This is a genomic window from Streptomyces sp. NPDC000880, from assembly GCF_053599675.1.
On the sequence record NZ_JBSFMS010000010.1, the window covers coordinates 22,358 to 38,761 of the forward strand.

Below are 16,404 nucleotides of genomic sequence, written 5' to 3' on the forward strand. Positions count from 1 at the left end.
ATCGTCCTGCGAACTCCTGTCAGAGCCAGAGCGCCCCGACGGCGACTCCGACGCCGACAAGGAGGAGGGCGGCGCTCCCCAGGATGACCGCCAGCGCAGGCGAAACCCGCCCGATCACGGCGGGAATGTCGCTGGGTACCGCTTCGACGGTCGCCGGCCACGTGCCCATCCTTCCGCGGAGAAGGATGTCGCGCTTGCGCAGCGACACGGATGTGACGGTGAAAGGGAAGCGCCCGACGGGCGAGTCGATGATCACAGTGCTCCTTCTGGGTGGGGTGACTCGAATGCGGCGCGACGTGCCCTCGACACCACAGCGTCGGCGTCGAGGGCGGGGTCGACAGGCTGGACGAACGTGACGTTCGCGGTGCGGTCCCGCACGGCCCCGTCGACGTTGCGGAGCGGCCTCGGGTCGGCGGCGAGCACCACGCAGTCGCAGTGGATGTCGAACTCGGCACGTCCGTCACCGACGACGAGCGTGGAAACGCGCTCGGTGCCGGTGAGCCGCAATGGCCGGTAGCCGGGCCACCAGTTGGTCGAGGCGGGAATAGGGGGGCCGGTCCAATCGCTGCCGGGAGCATCTCCGCCGACGATTGTGACCGTGCCGTCGTGCGACAGATGAGGGAGGACGAGACCCGCGGCGTGGGCGGTTCCGACGACCACAGGCCGACGACCGAGGACGACGCCGGCATCGAGCAGATGGTGGGCGACGGTCGCGGCGAATACTCCGGCGAGGCGTCCGCCGGCGATCCCGAGTTCAGCAGCGGTTGCCGGCCTGCTTCCGCCGGCGAACACGAGACGATCGGCCTCGAGCCACGCGATGCGCCCGGGGCCGAAGACGAGCAGGCGGCCGTCGCGCCAGCGGAGAGCGCTGATTCCGAGCAGGAACTCGACGCCGGCGGACGAGCATTCGGCAACAAGCGCGGCCATGAGCGGGTGATCGAACCCCCAGACGCCGCCAGGGGCGGGAAGCCGCTCCACCAGCGTGACGGATGCGGTGGGGGCGAGTTCGGCGGCAACTGCGAGGCCGCTGAGACCGGCTCCCACAACGATGATGCGTTCGTCAGCCACGACCGACCACCCCTGCTCCCGTCCCCATGCGCACGGCGCCCGGTTCGACCTGGCGGGCGTTGGCGCACATGAAGATGACTCCTGCCATGCACAGCGACCCCTGACAGCGCCCCCCTGTCGCTCTGGTGCGTTTGCGGACTCCCTCGATCGAAGCTGCCGGAACGGTGCAGTTGAGGGCGTGGTCGATCTCCGAAGCCGTGACTTGTTCGCAGAGACACACCACGAGCTCTTCGGTCGCGGTGCGGCTGGTGCGTGTCTCCGGCGACGTCTCCTCGCGTAGCCTCGGCGGGATGTCCAGACGGTCGATCGCATCGGAACGCGGTCGCACATCGACGCCGAACTCGCCCAGCATCCGGGCGATGCGGCGGCCGATGGCGGGCGAGGTTGACACTCCCGTCGAACGGTTGCCGGCGTGCAGGAGATTGGGGACGGTGTGATCCGGACGCACGCGCACAGGCTCGTCAGATGCCGGCCGGTTGCCCGCGTACGATTTGATGGCCCGGTCGAGCGAGACGGTCGGGATGAGCCGCTTGGCGAGTTCGAACACGTTCGCGAGGCCGTCCCGATCCGTCTCGGTGTCGGTGGGAGAGCCGCCTTCGACGGCGTCCGGTCCGAGCAGAAGCGAGCCGTTGGTGGTGGGGGCGATCTCGATTCCGCGGGTCGTGGCGGTCGGGATGGGGAGCACGATCCGCGAGACTGTCTCGCCGAAGTCGCGGTCGAGAATCCAGTACTGCCCGTGCCGTGGCCACATCCTGAGTTCGTCGCCGCCGGCGAGTGCGCTTACGTGCCCCGAGTGCATGCCGGCCGCATTGACGAAGAACCGCGCACGGATCGAGCCGTTCGGAGTGTGGACCGCCGTGAGCCTGCCGGTCTTGTCTGTGTCGAAGCCGGTTGCCGGGCTGTCGAACAGGAAGGCCGCGCCGTTGACTCCGGCCAGTTCCGCGTAGGCCCAGGTGAGCCGCATCGGGTCGATGATGCCTTCGTCGGGGTAGTAGATGGCGGCGATGCACTCGTTGCTGAGGAGGGGCTCGAGCTCGCGGGCCTGATCGCCGGTGAGACGGTTTACCTTGGCGCCGGCGGCATGGACGTCGGCTTCGAGGGCTTCGAGCCCGGGCAGATCGTTTTCGCTCAGCGCAACCGTGAGCGCACCGACCCGGTTGTACGGCACGTGAAGGCGCGCGCAGAGATCCTCCCAGTCGTCGTTCGACTCGTTCAGCAGCTCGCAGTCGATCGTCCCTTTCGGCGCGTAGTAGGAACTCGTGATTCCAGCATTCGCCTTGCTGGCGCCATCTGCGACATCCGCGCCGGCCTCGATAACGCAGACCGTGGCATTGCTGCGTGAAAGCTCGGCGGCGATCGCCGTGCCGATGACGCCTGCGCCGATCACGACCACATCGAAGGTTGTGCCGGCCACGCGGTCGATGTCGGTCCGTCCAAGGGGACGGCTCATGATTCGCCTCCCCCGGCGGGCCGGAAGGCCGAGGCGATGCTGTCGAAGGTCACCAGGTAGTCCTCTCGTATTGACGTGTATTCCCGGTGGGCGGGATCGTCCGGTTCGATCGCCCTGGAGTAGCGGACCATCCTCGAGGCCGCCTCCTCGGGGGACGAAAAGCACCCAGCGGCGGTCGCGGCGAGCACGGCCGCTCCCATGGCGGCGGCCTCGGTCACGACTGTGGTGCGGATCGGCCGGCCGAGGATGTCGGTCTTCAATGTCGTCCAGGGCAGGCTCGCGGCCTCGCCGTCGACCATGGTGAGCGGTTCTCCTGTCACCGCAACGTCCTGCCGGTCTACGAGCAGTTGGAGCGTGCGCGGATAGAGCAAGGCGATGCCTTCCAGCACAGCCCTCGCGAGGTGCTCGCGGCCGTGATGGCTGGTGATGCCGAAGAAGACACCGGAGGAATTCTCGAGGTAATAGGGCGCCCTCTGGCCGCCATCGACGAACGGATAGAACCGCACCCCGGCGGCGCCACGGGGCGCTGTCATCGCGACGTCGATGATCTGCGGATAGTTCAGCTCCGGGCAGATGCTGTCGCGGAACCAGCGCAGGGACGATCCGGCGCTGTCGATCGTCACTTCGCGAACGAAGGTCCCCGGCGTCACATGGGTGGCCGTATCACCGACGCCGGTCGTGTCGGGACAATACTCGGGAAGGACGAGACGCCAGTCGCTGCATGTCCCCGTCCCGAGGCAGATGTCGCCCGGCGCAGTGGCACCGCCGCCGAGCGTAGCTGCCTGGTCGTCCGCCCCGCCCACCGCGATCACGACTCCGGAGCCGAGCCCGAGCGTCTCTGCCCACCCGGAGTCGAACTCGCCCCACTGCTCCCAGGGTTGAAGCGAGGGCGCGCCGAAGAGCTCCGGCGGCACGCCTTCTGGTGCGAGGATCTCGTCGCTCCAGGCGTTCGCAGCGATATCGAAGGCCATGCTCCTTGTCGGGGTTGTCCGATCAGTCACCGTCCGGTGTCCGAACTGCCCAAGTACATAGTCCTTGGGTGAAATGGCGCGAGTGGCGCGCGCCCAGACGTCCGGGAGCTCATCCCTCGTCCAGAGCAGATTGCCGAGGCCGAGTCCGACGATCGGACGCGCGCCCGTGATGGCGATGAGACGCTCGTCGCCGAGGCGTTCACGAACGGCCGCGGTCTGCTTCCTCGCGCGTTGATCGGTCCAGCTGATCGCCGGTGTGAGGGGTCGTCCGTCTTCGCCGAGAAGTACGAACGGGTCGCGCTGGGCGACGAGTCCCACCGCCCGGACGACCAGTCCGGCGTTCCGGGCCGTCATGGCCAATTCAGAGACCACGCTCACGAAGGCGCGGCGCCAGTCATCTGGATCGTTTTCGTTCCAGCGGGCACGCGGCGAGAGCATCCGGTACTCGGAGCGCGCGCTGCCGTGCGAGGTGCCGTCCAGCGTGACGAGTACGGCCTTGGTGCTGCTCGTACCCAGGTCGACACCGATCACGGCTTCGGCTCCGGATGCTCCCATCGCCCTCTCTTCTCTGTCTCCACGTGCATAGGTGAATTTGTCGGGTCTCTCAGCTCAACCCGACGCCGGTGGTGATGTAGTGCACGAGCTCTTGCGTGCTGGTCTCCTCTGTCGGTATCCCAGCCACCATGCCGCCACCCCTCAGCACGAACACCTGGTCTGCGGTGTCCATCACCTGTTGCATGTTGTGACTGATGAGCAGCACGCCCAAGCCCGAATCGGCCAGGCTGCGCACTACATCCAGCACTTTCGCGGTTTCCTGTACGCCGAGGGCTGCTGTCGGCTCGTCCATCAGCACAGCCTGGGTGCGGCCGGTCCCGACGGCTCGCGCGATGGCGACTCCCTGCCGCTGGCCTCCGGACAGCTGGCGCACCTGCGCCCGTGCCGACGGCATGTTGATGGCATACCGCCTGAGAAGTTCCTCGGAGCGCCGGTCCATCTCCTTCGTGTTCAGCCGGTACAGGCCCCGGAGCCCGTGCCGCAGCTCTCGGCCGAGGAAGATGTTCGCGGAGACGTCGAGGTTGTCGGCAAGCGCGAGTTCCTGGAACACCGTCTCGATGCCGGAGGCGCGGGCGCCGAGTGGATTCGCGAACGCGACCGCTTCGCCGTCCACCAGGATCTTGCCCTCGTCGGGGGCATGCACGCCGGAGAGGCAGCGCACCAGTGTTGACTTGCCTGCGCCGTTGTCACCGACAAGCGCGGTGACTTTGCCGCGAGGAACGGTCATCGACACGCCGGCGAGAGCAACCACTCCGCCGAAACGCTTGACGACGTCGCGGACCTCGAGCGCATTGGCTGAGAGCTTCACCGTGCTCACGAGACGCAGCCGCTCAGGGTGGCACCGGCTTCCTTGGCCATTGCGGCGAGGTTGGACCGGTTCACCGGCTTGGCGGGGAACAGCACCTTCTTCGTGACGTCCTTGCCCGCCTTGATCGTCTTGGCCGTCTTGATGACCAGTTCGGCCTCCGCCTTGGGGAAGGTCGCCATGCTCTGTGTCATCTGCCCCTTGCAGATGGCCTGCAGTGCGGCGGAGGTGCCGTCGACGCCGATCACGACCTTCTTCGTCGGGTCCTGTCCGGCCGAGACCATGGCGCGGATGGCCCCCAATGCGACGTCGTCGTTCCCGCCGAAGACGGCGTCGACCTCGCCATGAGCCTGGATGGCATCGGTCATCTTCTGTTCGGCGTCGCGAAGCGTGTAATCCGTGTTGATCTCGGCGACCAATGTGATGCCCGGATACTTCTTCAGTGCGGCGTCGCATCCCTCGGCACGCTGCTTGGCGGCGAGAATTTGCAGCGGGCCCGTGAGGTTGATGACCTTCCCCTTGCCCTTCAGCGCCTCCGCGAGCGACGTGCATGCGTTGAAGCCGTCTTTGACGCTGTCGAGGTAGATGAGGGACGCGTATTCGCCGCCGGAGGGTTCGGCGATGAGGCTGATCACCGGGATGTTGGCCGCCTTCGCCGCGTCGAGCGCGGGAACGATGGCCTGCGGGTCTATCGCGTCGATCGCGAGCACGTCGACGCCGCGGGCGATGAGCGTGTTGACGTTGTCGAGCTGGGTCGCCGGGTTGTCGGAGGCCTGGGTGTCGATGATCGACACATCCTGCGTCTTTCCGAGCGCTTTCTCGGCCGCCAGTTCATCGGAGAAGAACTGGTTGTCGAGGTTCTGGTAGCTGTGACCGATGGTCAGCCCGCCGCTCGAGCCCGCGGAGCCCGCAGTGCCCGCGGAACAGCCGGTCAGGGCTGCGGCGCCGAGCATCATGAGGGCCGTCGCCGCGCCGAGTGAGCAATGGATGACAGGGGAACGACTCATCGAAGGGCCTTTCTGGCGAAGAGGGAGGCGATCGTTTTCTGGAGGGAGGCCTCTGGTGAGAGCAGCACGGCGACGAGCAGAGCGAGTCCGAGCGCCATGGTCTGCCAGAACCCGGATATACCGACGAGGTTCAGACCGGTCTGGAGGACGGTGAGGATGAGGACGCCGAGGAAGGTGTCCCTGAGGTTGCCACGGCCGCCGAACAGGCTCGCGCCGCCGACCACGACAGCTGCGATGACCTGGAGCTCGAGACTCTGGCCTGTCAGCGGGCTCGCCGTGCTGAGCCGTCCCGTGTAGAGCACCGAGGCGATCGCAGAGAGTACGCCGCTGACGACGTAGACGCCGATGAGCACGCGATCGGTACGGATGCCCGAGAGCTTCGCGGCCGCGGGGCCACCGCCGACGGCGTAGACGTGCCGGCCGAACGTGGTCTGGTTGAGCATCCAGTAGCCGACGGCGAGCGCGACCGCGAGCACGATGACCGGAATCGGGATCGGGCCGAGATAGCCGGAGCCCAGCCAGATGATGAACGGGTCATGCATCGGCAGCGGTCCACCGTTGTTCCACAGCTGCGCGCCCGCGATGAGCACGTACATCGTGCCGAGAGTCGTGATGAGGGGCGGCACACGGAACTTGGCGACGAACGTTCCGTTGACCAGGCCGGAGATCACGCCCATCGCGAGAGCGACCAGGATGACGACGACCGTGTTGCCGCCGAGTGCGAGGGTCGTGGCACACCCCATGCCCACCAAACTCACGAGGCTGCCGACGGAGAGGTCGATGCCCGCGGTGAGGATGACGAACGTCATGCCGATCGCCATGATTCCGATAGCCGACGACGCGCGGGCAATGTTGATGAGGTTCGCCTCGGTCAGGAACGATGGCGCAAGAACCGACCACAGCGCGATCTCCGCCGCGAGCACGGCCGGCAGGGCAAAGTCACGTCGCTTCCGAGAGATCGACTCTCCCAGGCGTTTGAGCAGGGCGGCGCGCTGTGCACGGATCGTGGCGGTGCCGTCGTGCATCGGGGACGACTGAGCGGCCATGTGACGCATCCTCCGGTCGGTGCTGTGCTCGGGCCTTCGAAGATGAGGGCTCGGAGAGTTGAACGAGACCTAACTACCATCCAGCGTGAGAAGTCAACGCCAGATTTGTAAAAACTAAGTTGCGCCGCTCCGGGTGAAGCGGCGGGAGCAGCCATCGATGCTGGTCAGAGGTGGTCCGTTATGCGTTTGGTGTCACGAAAAGCGGAGCCGGCAGACGGACCCGCTGCCCAAGAAGGCAGGTCCAAAGGCTTTCCTCTGGCGCAGGTCTCTTCACATCAGGCGTGATTTTCACGTACCTTCTGTTCACTCAACCAGGAGGTAACGATGGCCGAGCATCCCGGAGCACCGACGACGACACCCCGGCGGGTGGCCCTGGCCGTCGCCGCCCACGCTGACGACATCGAATTCATGATGGGCGGCACCCTCGTTCTGCTGGCCGAACGCGGCTGGGAGACGCACTACATCACCCTGGCCAACGGCTACGTGGGCAGCACGACCCACCACGTCGAGCAGATCGTTCAGGAGCGTGCCGGCGAGGCGAGGAACGGCGCGGACTTGCTCGGCGCCACCTGGCACCCCAGCCTGGTCAACGACATCGAGATCATCTACTCGGTCGAGCTGCTCAGGCGCGTGACGGCCGTGATCCGCGAAGTGCAACCGTCGGTCATCCTCACCCAGGCGCCCGACGACTACATGGAAGATCACATCGAGACGTCGCGGGTCACAGCCAGTGCCGCGTTCAACAGGAACATGCCCAACTTCCAGTCCACGCCTCCGCTTCCGGCGTACATGGACGACGTCACCGTGTACCACGCCGAGCCGCACGGACTGCACGATCTGCTCCGCCGCCTCGTGTATCCCGGCCTCTACGTCGACACCACCGCCGTTCAGGACCGGAAGCGGCAGGCTCTCGCGGCGCACCGAACCCAGGCCCAGTGGCTCGACGACACCCAGGGGTTCGGCTCCTTCACCGCCGAGATGGACGACGTGGCGCGAACGGTCGGACGGATGTCGGGCCGGTACGAGTACGCGGAAGGGTGGCGCCGCCACTCTCACCTGGGCTACTCCGCGAACGACATCGACCCGCTCGCCGACGCGCTCGCCGACGTGTCCTTCATCGACGAACTGTACGAGCAGGGGCTGAAAGCCCACCCGGTCAGCGGACACGACGGGGGCGCGCGGTGAGGATCGGAATCGCCGGCTGCGGCATCCGTGGTCAGCTCTTCGCCCGGGCTCTGGCGCACGAGCCCGGAGTGGAGGTCGTCGGGATGTGCGACCCCTCGCCCACTGCGCGCATACGCGCCTCGGAGATGTTCACAGGCGCGATCCACGACGACCACCTCGCACTGATCGCCGAGCGCCTCGACGCTCTCATCGTCGCGACGCCCGACTTCGCGCACCGCACGGTCGCGGTCGACGCGGCCAACGCCGGTCTGCAACTGATGGTCGAAAAGCCCATCGCCACCAGCTCCGATGACGCGCACGCCATAGAGGAGGCCGTCGCATCGGCCGGCGTGAGCTGTTTCGTGGCGTTCGAGAACCGATGGAACCCGTACTTTCGCAAGGTGCGCAGGATGGTCGCCGACGGCGAACTGGGCGACATCGTGTCCATCACCGCCGTTCTCTCCAACAGCTACTACGTCCCCACCACCATGCTGTCGTGGTCCCGGTTGAGTTCCCCGGCCTGGTTCCTCATGCCGCACATTCTCGATCTGTCGATGTGGATCAGCGATTCACAGCCCCGGTCGGTTGTCGCCAGAGGGCGGCGAGGCGAGCTGGACTCGCGGGGAATCGACACCTGGGACAGCGTGCACGCGCTGATCGACCTGGGGGGCAGCGCCGTCGCGAACCTCAGGACCGAGTGGGTTCTCCCTGACGGCCGTCCCTCGATCGTCGACTTCCGCGTGGACGTCGTCGGAACGAGGGGAACGGTGACCGTCGACCACGGGGACCAAGGGCTCCACCTGGCGACCGAGGGAGCCTATCGGTCGCTCGGCTCCCTTCCGGAGGACATCGACGGCGAGGAGCAAAGTATGGCGGCCTGGATGGTCCGCTCGTGGGCTCGTGGACTGAGAACTGGCGCTCCGGTCGGTCCTGACGCCTCCCACGGCGCGCTCATCACGCGTGTGGTCGAGGCCGCCCACCAGTCGCTCACCAGTGGCGACGCGTACACGCTCGACTGAGCCCAGGCGGGCCGATCGACCAGGAGGAACAATGACGAACGACTTCCGCTATGCCCCCGCCGCCTTCGTGGAGTTCCGCGACGTCGAGGCGTGCGAACGCGTGCGCGGTATCCGACGCGATCAGCTGTCCGCGCATCCAAACCCCGATTTCGCCATCGGCGTGATCGACGCCTCCGACACTTTCTACCGTGCGTTCGCGAACGACATCGTGGAGCGCATCGTCGAGGCCCGGGATGCTGGACGCCGGCACGTCGCAATCCTTCCGTGCGGACCAGTGCCGCAGTTCGCCATCGCGGCCGAACGTATCAATCGCGAGCGCATTTCGCTCTCCCACGTGCACACCTTCAACATGGACGAATACGCCAACGACGACGGGGTCACCGCCCCGATCGGCTGGGCCGGCTCGTTCCAGGCGGCGATGTACGCAAACTTCTTCGACCTCATCGATCCGGAACTGCGACCGCCGGCCAGTCAGATCCACTTCCCCACGACCGAGGCGATCGACGGCTACAGCGACGCCATCGCCGAGCTCGGCGGCGCCGACGTCTGCTACGGCGGCATCGGCTGGGGAGGACACATCGCCTTCTGGGAACCTCAGCTCGGCCATGAGTTCGGCGGAGACCTGGATGCATACCAGCAGGCAGGTGCTCGCCTGGTCGAACTGCATCCCATGACCATCATGCAGAACGCGCTCCACTCATTCTCGAGCGATTGGTCATGGGTCCCCCCGAAGGCGAACACCATCGGCCCCAAGGAAATCCTCGGAGCGAAGCACCGCAGCTTCTGGCTGGACGGCGACCTCGGCGGCGGCGCATCGTGGCAGCGGTTCATCGCCCGGCTCGTAGCGTTCGGTCCGGTCTCGGAGTTCGTCCCCGGCTCGTTGCTGCAACTGCGTCCCACCGACTACACGCTGCTCGGTGCAGTCGCCGACGACGTCATCATTTCAATGGCGTGACTGTGAAAGGGGGCGTGCGCGTTTTCGCCGGGCATTCCGGCCGCCCCTCGCCAAAGCAACGTGCGACCGTCGCGTCTCCACACCTCGGCAACGCCAAGAACACTGCCGCCTTCGCGCGAGTGCGGCACGCCGGCCGAAGGAGCGAAGGAGAGGCTCGAGGGACGACCGCGTCGTCAGCACCTCGCTCATCGGCTTGGTGAGCGGACGCGATGTCATCGTGCTCGATGACGAGATCGCGATCGAGCGCCAGATCACTGAGAGGAAACAACATGGCTGGACAGCTCCGCATAGTCGTCGGTTCCGACGACGCAGGATTCCGCTACAAAGAAGCGCTGAGAAGCGATCTCGAGACGAACGAACTCGTCGCATCAGTCGTCGATGTCGGTGTCGGTGTGGAAGGCCACACCCCTTATCCGGATGTGGCCATTGCCGCGGCCAAGCTGGTGGCGTCGGGCGAGGCCGACCGTGCGCTCTTGGTCTGCGGGACCGGACTCGGCGTGGCCATCTCCGCGAACAAGGTGCCCGGCATCCGGGCCGTGACGGCTCACGACTCGTTCTCGGTCGAGCGCTCGGTCCTCTCCAATGACGCCCAGATCCTCTGCTTCGGCGAACGGGTGGTGGGTCTCGAGCTCGCACGCAGACTCGCGCGGGAGTGGCTCACCTATCGGTTCGACCCGTCCAGCCCCTCGGCGGAGAAGGTCGCAGTGCTCAAGCGTTACGAGCACCGCGCCACCTCCGGCACAGCCTGACGACCGTGACGACCCGGAGGGCTCCCGCCCCATTCACGATCGGCATCAGCCTGAAGATGTATCTCGGGCACGCCCACACGCTCGAGTGGGCAGCTGAAGTCGCGCGCATCGCATCCAGCCATACCGCCACCAGGACCGGCATCGCCAAGCTCTTCGTCGCGCCCACCTTTCCTGCCTTGGTCCCCGTCCGCGGCGTGCTCGCCGGCAGCGGGGTGGCGCTCGCGGCGCAGAACATGTTCTGGCAGGACTGCGGGCCGTTCACCGGCGAAGTGAGCGGCCGGGAACTCGCCGACATCGGCTGCGTGATCGTCGAGATCGGGCACGCCGAACGGCGCGCCCTGTTCGCCGAGGACGACGCGATCGTCTCGCTCAAAGTGGCGGCGGCTTATCGCAACGGACTCATCCCGCTGATCTGTGTCGGAGAACCCGAGCAGGCGCAGCCGTCCGTCGCAGCGCTCGAGGTCGTCTCGCAACTCGAGTCAGCTTTCTCCGTGGTGGACGCTGAAGGAGGGGGCGGACAGGCTCTCATTGCCTACGAGCCGCAGTGGGCAATCGGCCGCGCTGAACCCGCGGAGCCCGGCTATGTGAGTCAGGTGGTGTCGGAGATCCGCCGATGGCTCGACGGCCGGCGCACCGAACGTGGAAGCGCTGTGCTCTACGGTGGCAGTGCCGGCCCTGGGGTGCTGGCCGCACTGGTCGAACGCACCGATGGCGTGGGCGGGCTTTTCCTCGGCCGGTTCGCCCACGATCCGGTTGCGGTCGCGGACGTGCTCGACGAGGTGATGGAGCTCAGGCGAGACTGACGCGTCGCTTGCTCCGCCAACTCAGGCTGCCTACGCCCGCGTGCTGTTGGCCACGTCGCGATCGAGCATGCCAGCGACTTCACGCGGCGTCAGCTCCGCGGTTCTCGAATGGCCGGGCGGGTGCCGGGTATGTCCAGTCGAGCGGCCGCCTTCCAGCCCGCGTGACCAGCACGGTCAGCGAGGTGACGGAGCGCGGGCCGCGACGTCACCTTCGGCGAGGACGCGTCCGGGGTGCGCACCGCAACGCACCCCGTGCCATGGCGTCCTTGCGCAACCTGTCGAGCCGGGCGTCTTGGCGACGGTGCGTCTGCTGACGGCTGGATGACGTCGGCGCGGGCAGGTGCCGGACTCCTCCGGACCTGACCGGACACGGCGCGCGGGGTCGGGATCGTTTCCCGGTGATCCTGTCGGGGAGATACCGGGATCGGTCGTATAGATGGTCGCACCCGCGCGCCGGGGCGGTGTCAGTGCGTAGTGGGGTCAACAAGCGTGCGAATCACGTCCGCCGGTGCGGCGGTGGGCGAGAGGGACGCGAAGTCCGCCTTCCTGATTCGGGCATGCACGCCCTTGACCTGGTCCACGACCTGGGAGATATCGAAATCGGCCGCCGCGCTGAGGTAGGCGTAGGCCAGTCGCCGGTCCATTCCGTACCGCCCGGCCAACTGCCCGATGGCATGCCGCACGCAGCTTCGCATCGCCTCGTCCAGATCTTCGTGCAGGCCGATCGGCACCACGTACTCCGGGGTTTCCGCGAAGGGCGCGACGACCGGGCCGTACCGCCGTTCGGCTTCCAACCGCGGGACCAGATCGAACCGGACGCTGGCCCGCAACGGAGCTTCCAACGCCGTCAGGGCGACCTCGCCGTTGCCCTGTGCGAAGTGCGGGTCACCGACGTAGGCCAGTGCTCCGGGCACCTGCACGGGCAGGTACAGGGTCGTACCCGGGACCAGCAGGGCGATGTCCAGGTTCCCGCCGTGTGCGCCGGGCGGCACGGAGTGCGGCCGCTCGTCGGTGTCCGCGGCGACACCCATGGTGCCGAGGAACGGCCGCAAAGGGAAACGTACGAGCTCCTCGGGTGCGTCCTCCCGCAGCGGAATGCAGCCGACCTCTCCGGACCCCGTCGGCTCCACCAGGCAGAACGCGCTGTACACCGGATCGTCGCCGATGACCTCGCCGGGCAGAGCGCCCTTGCCGTGGCGGCTGGACACAACCCCGTAGGGCACCCGCATCCGAAGGTCCAGAACCGTCATCGCCAGCAGGTCTCCCGGTTCGGCGCCGAGAATCTCGACCGGACCGGTGACCACGTGCGGTCCGTCGGTGGACAGGTCGCGCGGCACGGCGGAGGCGGCCAACGTGATCGCGTCGGTGAGCACGCCGTCGGCGGGCACGCCGTGCGATCCGAAGAACGCCAGCGGGTCGCGTCCCTGGTCCTCCAGAATGCCCTCGTGGCTGATGGTGTCGAAGGTGACCACCTCACCGGGACGCACCCGCAGCACAGGCTGATCCTTGCGGCCCGGCAGCCGGCCCCACATCGTGTTGCCCAGGGTGGCCGGCAGGTAGTGGTCACCGGCCGCGCCGTCGAGATCGAGGGCCTGTAGCGCGGGCAGCCACGAGAGAGCCTTGCTGACGTCAAACATGAATGATGACTCCTGGGTTGAGACTGCGGGGGATGCCGCTCGCGCGGACGCCCCGCATCGTCGGGTGGAGCGAAAGGGTGGAAGCGGCGGCCCGGATCAGTCTGCCGGTCGCCGCGGGCCCGCCGAGGTCAACCGGTCGACCTCGGCGAGATGCCGGGGCATCGCATTGGCCGCCTCTGCGGCGCTGCGGTCCAGGACCGCCGCCGAAGATCGCCCGGTGGCCGGCCACGGGGATTCGGCGTCCCTGCCGCGTCCCGTGTGAGTCCTTCTTGACCGGGGGGTCCGCGAACCCGACCATCGTGGCCGGCGCCACCAGCAGCGGATTGTGGCTCGCTTGCGCCAGGCTCAAGTGGAACTGCACGTCGAGCTCTGCGACTTGGCGGCCAGGCTCCAGTGCGAGCCGTGCAGGATGTTCTCCATCTGCAGCAGATCGGCGTTGGTGGCCCACAGCGCAGCCGGCTCGGCCGTCTTCGGCTCGATCACCGTGCGGAGCTCGGCGACGCTGGCGAGCTCCCGGTCCTCCTCGGCCAACTCGTCATTGACGCACGGAGGTCGACCCGTGGCGCGGTGCCAGGACCACGGTTCCTCTGCCCTGGCGGCGTCCGACGAGGTGCTTGGCCTTCAGTTGCTGCAGTGCCTCCCCGAAGCGAGGCCCGTGACACCGACAGTGACTCGGCCGGCTCACGTTCGGCCGGCAGTTGTCACCGGGACCAAGCTCGCCCATGACGATGAGCTGCTCGGCACCCGGCTCCCCCTGCGGCTCAAACCGTCTCCTTGAGCCGGTGCTCCTCCGTGACCTCCTGCTCCGCCTCGTCGACGGCCGCCGTCGGCCGGGCGAAGAGGAACACCACCGCGCCGACCAGCAGCAGCGCAGCGGAGATATAGAACCCGACTTCCAGTTTCCCGGTCACATCGGCCAGATATCCGGTGATGTAGGGCGCCAGGATCGACGAGAGCATGCCGGCGAAGTTGAACATGCTGTACGACCGTGAGTACATCGCACGGGGTGTGATCCCGCCGAGGTAGGAGATCAGAATCGGGTCCAGGGCGAGCTTGCCGACCAGACCGTAGATCACCAGGGCGGTGATGACGAGCGAGTACTGCTCGGCCCAGGGAATGATGATCTGGCATGCCGCACCGAGCAGGCACAGCACCAGGATCAGCGGCTTCTTCGACTTCATGCGGTCCGACAACAGCCCGAACAGGATGGCACCGGGAACCGACGCCCACGGCACGAGCGAGGCGATGATGCCGGTCTGTGCCGCCGGTACCTCCCGGACCTGCTGCAGGTACAGCGGCAGCCAGGTGAGCATGTTGAAGAACCCGTACAGCGAGCAGAAGATCAGCACGTAGGCCAGCACGTGGTTGGTGGTGAACAGGCCACGCCAGCCCACATTCCCGGTCGCGCCGCCGGTCGGGACCGACTTCGCCCTGCGGTCGATCGGCCCCAGGAAGTACTGGATCAGCCCGGTGACGACCAGTGTCGCGACACCGAAGACGAAGAAGACGGTCTGCCAGCCGAGGTTGAGATCGAACGCCAGCACGCTGGAGCCGATGAATCCCAGTGAGATGCCCAGGGCCATGCCGCTGTTGATGATCGCCGCGGAAAGCCCGCGGAACCGCCGGTCGATGGTGCTGGACGCGATCCCGTACGCGGGACCGTAGTACGTTCCCTCGCCGAACCCAGCGAAGGCCCGGACGAGCAGGAACACCATGAATCCCGGGGCGATCCCGCTGAGGAACGTGCCGATCGCGAAGAGGGCGTAGCCGATGACGATCGTGCGGACCCGTCCGAATCGGTCGGCGAAGATGCCGGCCGGAAGCTGCATCAGGGCGTACGCGATGAAAAACACCGTGGACATGAGGCCGAGCTCTGCCTTGCTCAGCCCCCACTCGGTACCGATCACCCCGGTGATCGGGCTCAGCACCGTGCGGTCGGCGTACATGAACACCCATCCGAGGCACAGGAGGGCAGTCACCGTGTAGGGCCCAGGCTGCCGTCTGCGCCGGGTGTCCACGGCGTCCGTCGTGTTGCTGTTCTCTTGCATGGCGAATTGCCTTCGCTGTCGGCCAGCCCGCACCGCACGGTCATCCGGTGCTCGGAGACACCGTGATCACGTGGACGTCTGCGGCCACGGTCGAGGTGGAAAAGGCTGGATGGTCGGACCAATTGCGGACTGAACATACGGGTCGACGAGCGCCGTATGTTCAGGCAGATGGGGTTCGCGCGAAGCCTTAACGCGGTCTTTACGCGAATCAGCCGAAGCGGATGTTGCAGACATGCTGCCGACACAAATCTGTAACCGAAGCCTCGTCCGGGCAGGTCAAGCGGGGTGTTGGTACTCGTGCAGGAGGCCGCCCAGGCGCTCGCGTTTGCGTATTCCGATCTGTCGGTTTGGCGTACTCGATCGAAGCGTCGTACACCCCTGCGAGGGCATGGCCCTGGGCCACCGCTCCGCCGCCAGGCCACGGATCCGTGGCGGGGATACCGCTGAGCTGCGTCTGCTGGTGCCGACTCGACCGTCTGCCCGGCCTTCTGGCGGTACAGAGTCACCAGCGCACGGCGGACCAAACCATGAGCGACAAGGTCATGATCCTCCCCCGGCTTCGGCCGGCTCGACGGCACGCTGCGTCCACGCGAGTGCAGCCAGCTCGTTTCCCGAGTCCTGCATCAGCCAGCCGACGTCCTCGGCGTACCCGACGCCGCCCAGGCCGGCCACCACGGAGGCGGCTCCTGCGGCCATCACCTGCCGGCGGCCCATCGGCCGGAACCAACTCTGCTGTAGTGGACGAGCCCGGCGAGACCGGCAAGCGTGACCCCGGGGGCGAGACGCAGCCTCCGCAACTCCTGCCCCAACTGCTCGGACTGTTCGGGCTGCTGAACCATGTGACTCGTCTGATCCCGTGGAGACGGCCCCGGCCGTTTCCGGTCAACGCTCCTATGGCGCACCGCCGGTGACGTCGCGCGCGGGGGCCGGGACAGAGCAACGAACAGGATCGTCGGTCCCTGTCGCAGTGGCAGTGACTACCACAAGTGCCGCTATTCGCACGGCTGATGCCCTGGTGTCGCTGGCCGGACAGGTGCACACCCGTAACCATCCGCCCCAATGATTAACGGACAACCTGCAAGTAGGAAATCGGCCGGTAATGCGCTGACTGTCTCATCCCCTCCATG

General features: G+C 67.0%; 16 protein-coding genes. 5 read left to right on the forward strand and 11 right to left on the reverse strand.

Annotated elements, in window-relative coordinates:
• Positions 1–19: 19 nt before the first annotated feature.
• From ACWDO5_RS05375 to ACWDO5_RS05405, 7 genes are read right to left on the reverse strand one after another with little or no spacing between them, the layout of a single operon-like run.
• On the reverse strand, positions 20–256 hold the full coding sequence (locus ACWDO5_RS05375) for a hypothetical protein (protein ID WP_450528568.1): 237 nt from the start codon (positions 254–256) through the stop codon (positions 20–22).
• On the reverse strand, positions 253–1,068 hold the full coding sequence (locus ACWDO5_RS05380) for an FAD-dependent oxidoreductase (RefSeq protein WP_450528570.1): 816 nt from the start codon (positions 1,066–1,068) through the stop codon (positions 253–255). Before ACWDO5_RS05380 ends, ACWDO5_RS05375 begins: the two co-directional genes overlap by 4 nt.
• Positions 1,061–2,518, reverse strand: a complete 1,458-nt coding sequence (locus ACWDO5_RS05385) for an FAD-dependent oxidoreductase (protein WP_450528571.1) — start codon at positions 2,516–2,518, stop codon at positions 1,061–1,063. The genes ACWDO5_RS05380 and ACWDO5_RS05385 overlap by 8 nt, the downstream gene beginning before the upstream one ends.
• Positions 2,515–4,044 carry a xylulokinase gene (locus tag ACWDO5_RS05390; RefSeq protein WP_450528572.1) on the reverse strand — a complete coding sequence of 510 codons (1,530 nt, stop codon included), beginning with the start codon at positions 4,042–4,044 and terminating at the stop codon, positions 2,515–2,517. The genes ACWDO5_RS05385 and ACWDO5_RS05390 overlap by 4 nt, the downstream gene beginning before the upstream one ends.
• A gap of 49 nt (positions 4,045–4,093) precedes the next feature.
• A complete protein-coding gene (locus tag ACWDO5_RS05395) occupies positions 4,094–4,861 on the reverse strand; it encodes an ATP-binding cassette domain-containing protein (RefSeq protein ID WP_450528574.1) in 768 nt (255 codons plus the stop codon).
• Positions 4,858–5,856, reverse strand: coding sequence for a sugar ABC transporter substrate-binding protein (locus ACWDO5_RS05400; RefSeq protein ID WP_450528576.1), 999 nt, complete (start codon positions 5,854–5,856; stop codon positions 4,858–4,860). Before ACWDO5_RS05400 ends, ACWDO5_RS05395 begins: the two co-directional genes overlap by 4 nt.
• Positions 5,853–6,902 carry an ABC transporter permease gene (locus ACWDO5_RS05405; protein ID WP_450528577.1) on the reverse strand — a complete coding sequence of 350 codons (1,050 nt, stop codon included), beginning with the start codon at positions 6,900–6,902 and terminating at the stop codon, positions 5,853–5,855. Before ACWDO5_RS05405 ends, ACWDO5_RS05400 begins: the two co-directional genes overlap by 4 nt.
• A 324-nt stretch (positions 6,903–7,226) precedes the next feature.
• Here ACWDO5_RS05405 and ACWDO5_RS05410 point away from each other — a divergent pair, with 324 nt between their 5' ends.
• From ACWDO5_RS05410 to ACWDO5_RS05430, 5 genes are all read left to right on the forward strand, one after another.
• Entirely contained in the window at positions 7,227–8,087 is an 861-nt protein-coding gene (locus ACWDO5_RS05410; RefSeq protein WP_450528579.1) for a PIG-L deacetylase family protein, read from the forward strand.
• Entirely contained in the window at positions 8,084–9,085 is a 1,002-nt protein-coding gene (locus ACWDO5_RS05415; RefSeq protein WP_450528581.1) for a Gfo/Idh/MocA family protein, read from the forward strand. The genes ACWDO5_RS05410 and ACWDO5_RS05415 overlap by 4 nt, the downstream gene beginning before the upstream one ends.
• 31 nt (positions 9,086–9,116) lie before the next feature.
• A complete protein-coding gene (locus tag ACWDO5_RS05420) occupies positions 9,117–10,040 on the forward strand; it encodes a hypothetical protein (RefSeq protein ID WP_450528583.1) in 924 nt (307 codons plus the stop codon).
• Between the two features lie 269 nt (positions 10,041–10,309).
• The gene (locus ACWDO5_RS05425) at positions 10,310–10,789 is read left to right on the forward strand and encodes a ribose-5-phosphate isomerase (protein WP_450528585.1); all 480 of its coding nucleotides are present in this window, start codon (positions 10,310–10,312) and stop codon (positions 10,787–10,789) included.
• A 5-nt stretch (positions 10,790–10,794) separates the two neighbouring features.
• Entirely contained in the window at positions 10,795–11,592 is a 798-nt protein-coding gene (locus ACWDO5_RS05430; RefSeq protein ID WP_450528587.1) for a triose-phosphate isomerase family protein, read from the forward strand.
• Positions 11,593–12,056: 464 nt separating this feature from the next.
• On the opposite strand, the gene ACWDO5_RS05435 is transcribed toward ACWDO5_RS05430, so the two are convergent.
• The 4 genes from ACWDO5_RS05435 to ACWDO5_RS05450 form a co-directional block, all read right to left on the reverse strand.
• Entirely contained in the window at positions 12,057–13,229 is a 1,173-nt protein-coding gene (locus ACWDO5_RS05435) for an acetamidase/formamidase family protein (protein ID WP_450528589.1), read from the reverse strand.
• Between the two features lie 345 nt (positions 13,230–13,574).
• On the reverse strand, positions 13,575–13,760 hold the full coding sequence (locus tag ACWDO5_RS05440) for a hypothetical protein (RefSeq protein WP_450528591.1): 186 nt from the start codon (positions 13,758–13,760) through the stop codon (positions 13,575–13,577).
• 230 nt (positions 13,761–13,990) lie between these two features.
• The gene (locus ACWDO5_RS05445; protein WP_450528592.1) at positions 13,991–15,277 is read right to left on the reverse strand and encodes an MFS transporter; all 1,287 of its coding nucleotides are present in this window, start codon (positions 15,275–15,277) and stop codon (positions 13,991–13,993) included.
• 540 nt (positions 15,278–15,817) lie between these two features.
• Positions 15,818–15,991 carry a hypothetical protein gene (locus ACWDO5_RS05450; RefSeq protein ID WP_450528594.1) on the reverse strand — a complete coding sequence of 58 codons (174 nt, stop codon included), beginning with the start codon at positions 15,989–15,991 and terminating at the stop codon, positions 15,818–15,820.
• Positions 15,992–16,404 lie beyond the last annotated feature (413 nt).

Coding starts and splice junctions, on each gene's coding strand:
- ACWDO5_RS05390 (WP_450528572.1), bottom strand. CDS start 4,044: ATGGGAGCATCCGGAGCCGAAGCCGTGATCGGTGTCGACCTGGGTACG.
- ACWDO5_RS05445 (WP_450528592.1), bottom strand. CDS start 15,277: ATGCAAGAGAACAGCAACACGACGGACGCCGTGGACACCCGGCGCAGA.
- ACWDO5_RS05385 (WP_450528571.1), bottom strand. CDS start 2,518: ATGAGCCGTCCCCTTGGACGGACCGACATCGACCGCGTGGCCGGCACA.
- ACWDO5_RS05410 (WP_450528579.1), top strand. CDS start 7,227: ATGGCCGAGCATCCCGGAGCACCGACGACGACACCCCGGCGGGTGGCC.
- ACWDO5_RS05450 (WP_450528594.1), bottom strand. CDS start 15,991: ATGGGCCGCCGGCAGGTGATGGCCGCAGGAGCCGCCTCCGTGGTGGCC.
- ACWDO5_RS05420 (WP_450528583.1), top strand. CDS start 9,117: ATGACGAACGACTTCCGCTATGCCCCCGCCGCCTTCGTGGAGTTCCGC.
- ACWDO5_RS05405 (WP_450528577.1), bottom strand. CDS start 6,902: ATGGCCGCTCAGTCGTCCCCGATGCACGACGGCACCGCCACGATCCGT.
- ACWDO5_RS05435 (WP_450528589.1), bottom strand. CDS start 13,229: ATGTTTGACGTCAGCAAGGCTCTCTCGTGGCTGCCCGCGCTACAGGCC.
- ACWDO5_RS05425 (WP_450528585.1), top strand. CDS start 10,310: ATGGCTGGACAGCTCCGCATAGTCGTCGGTTCCGACGACGCAGGATTC.
- ACWDO5_RS05400 (WP_450528576.1), bottom strand. CDS start 5,856: ATGAGTCGTTCCCCTGTCATCCATTGCTCACTCGGCGCGGCGACGGCC.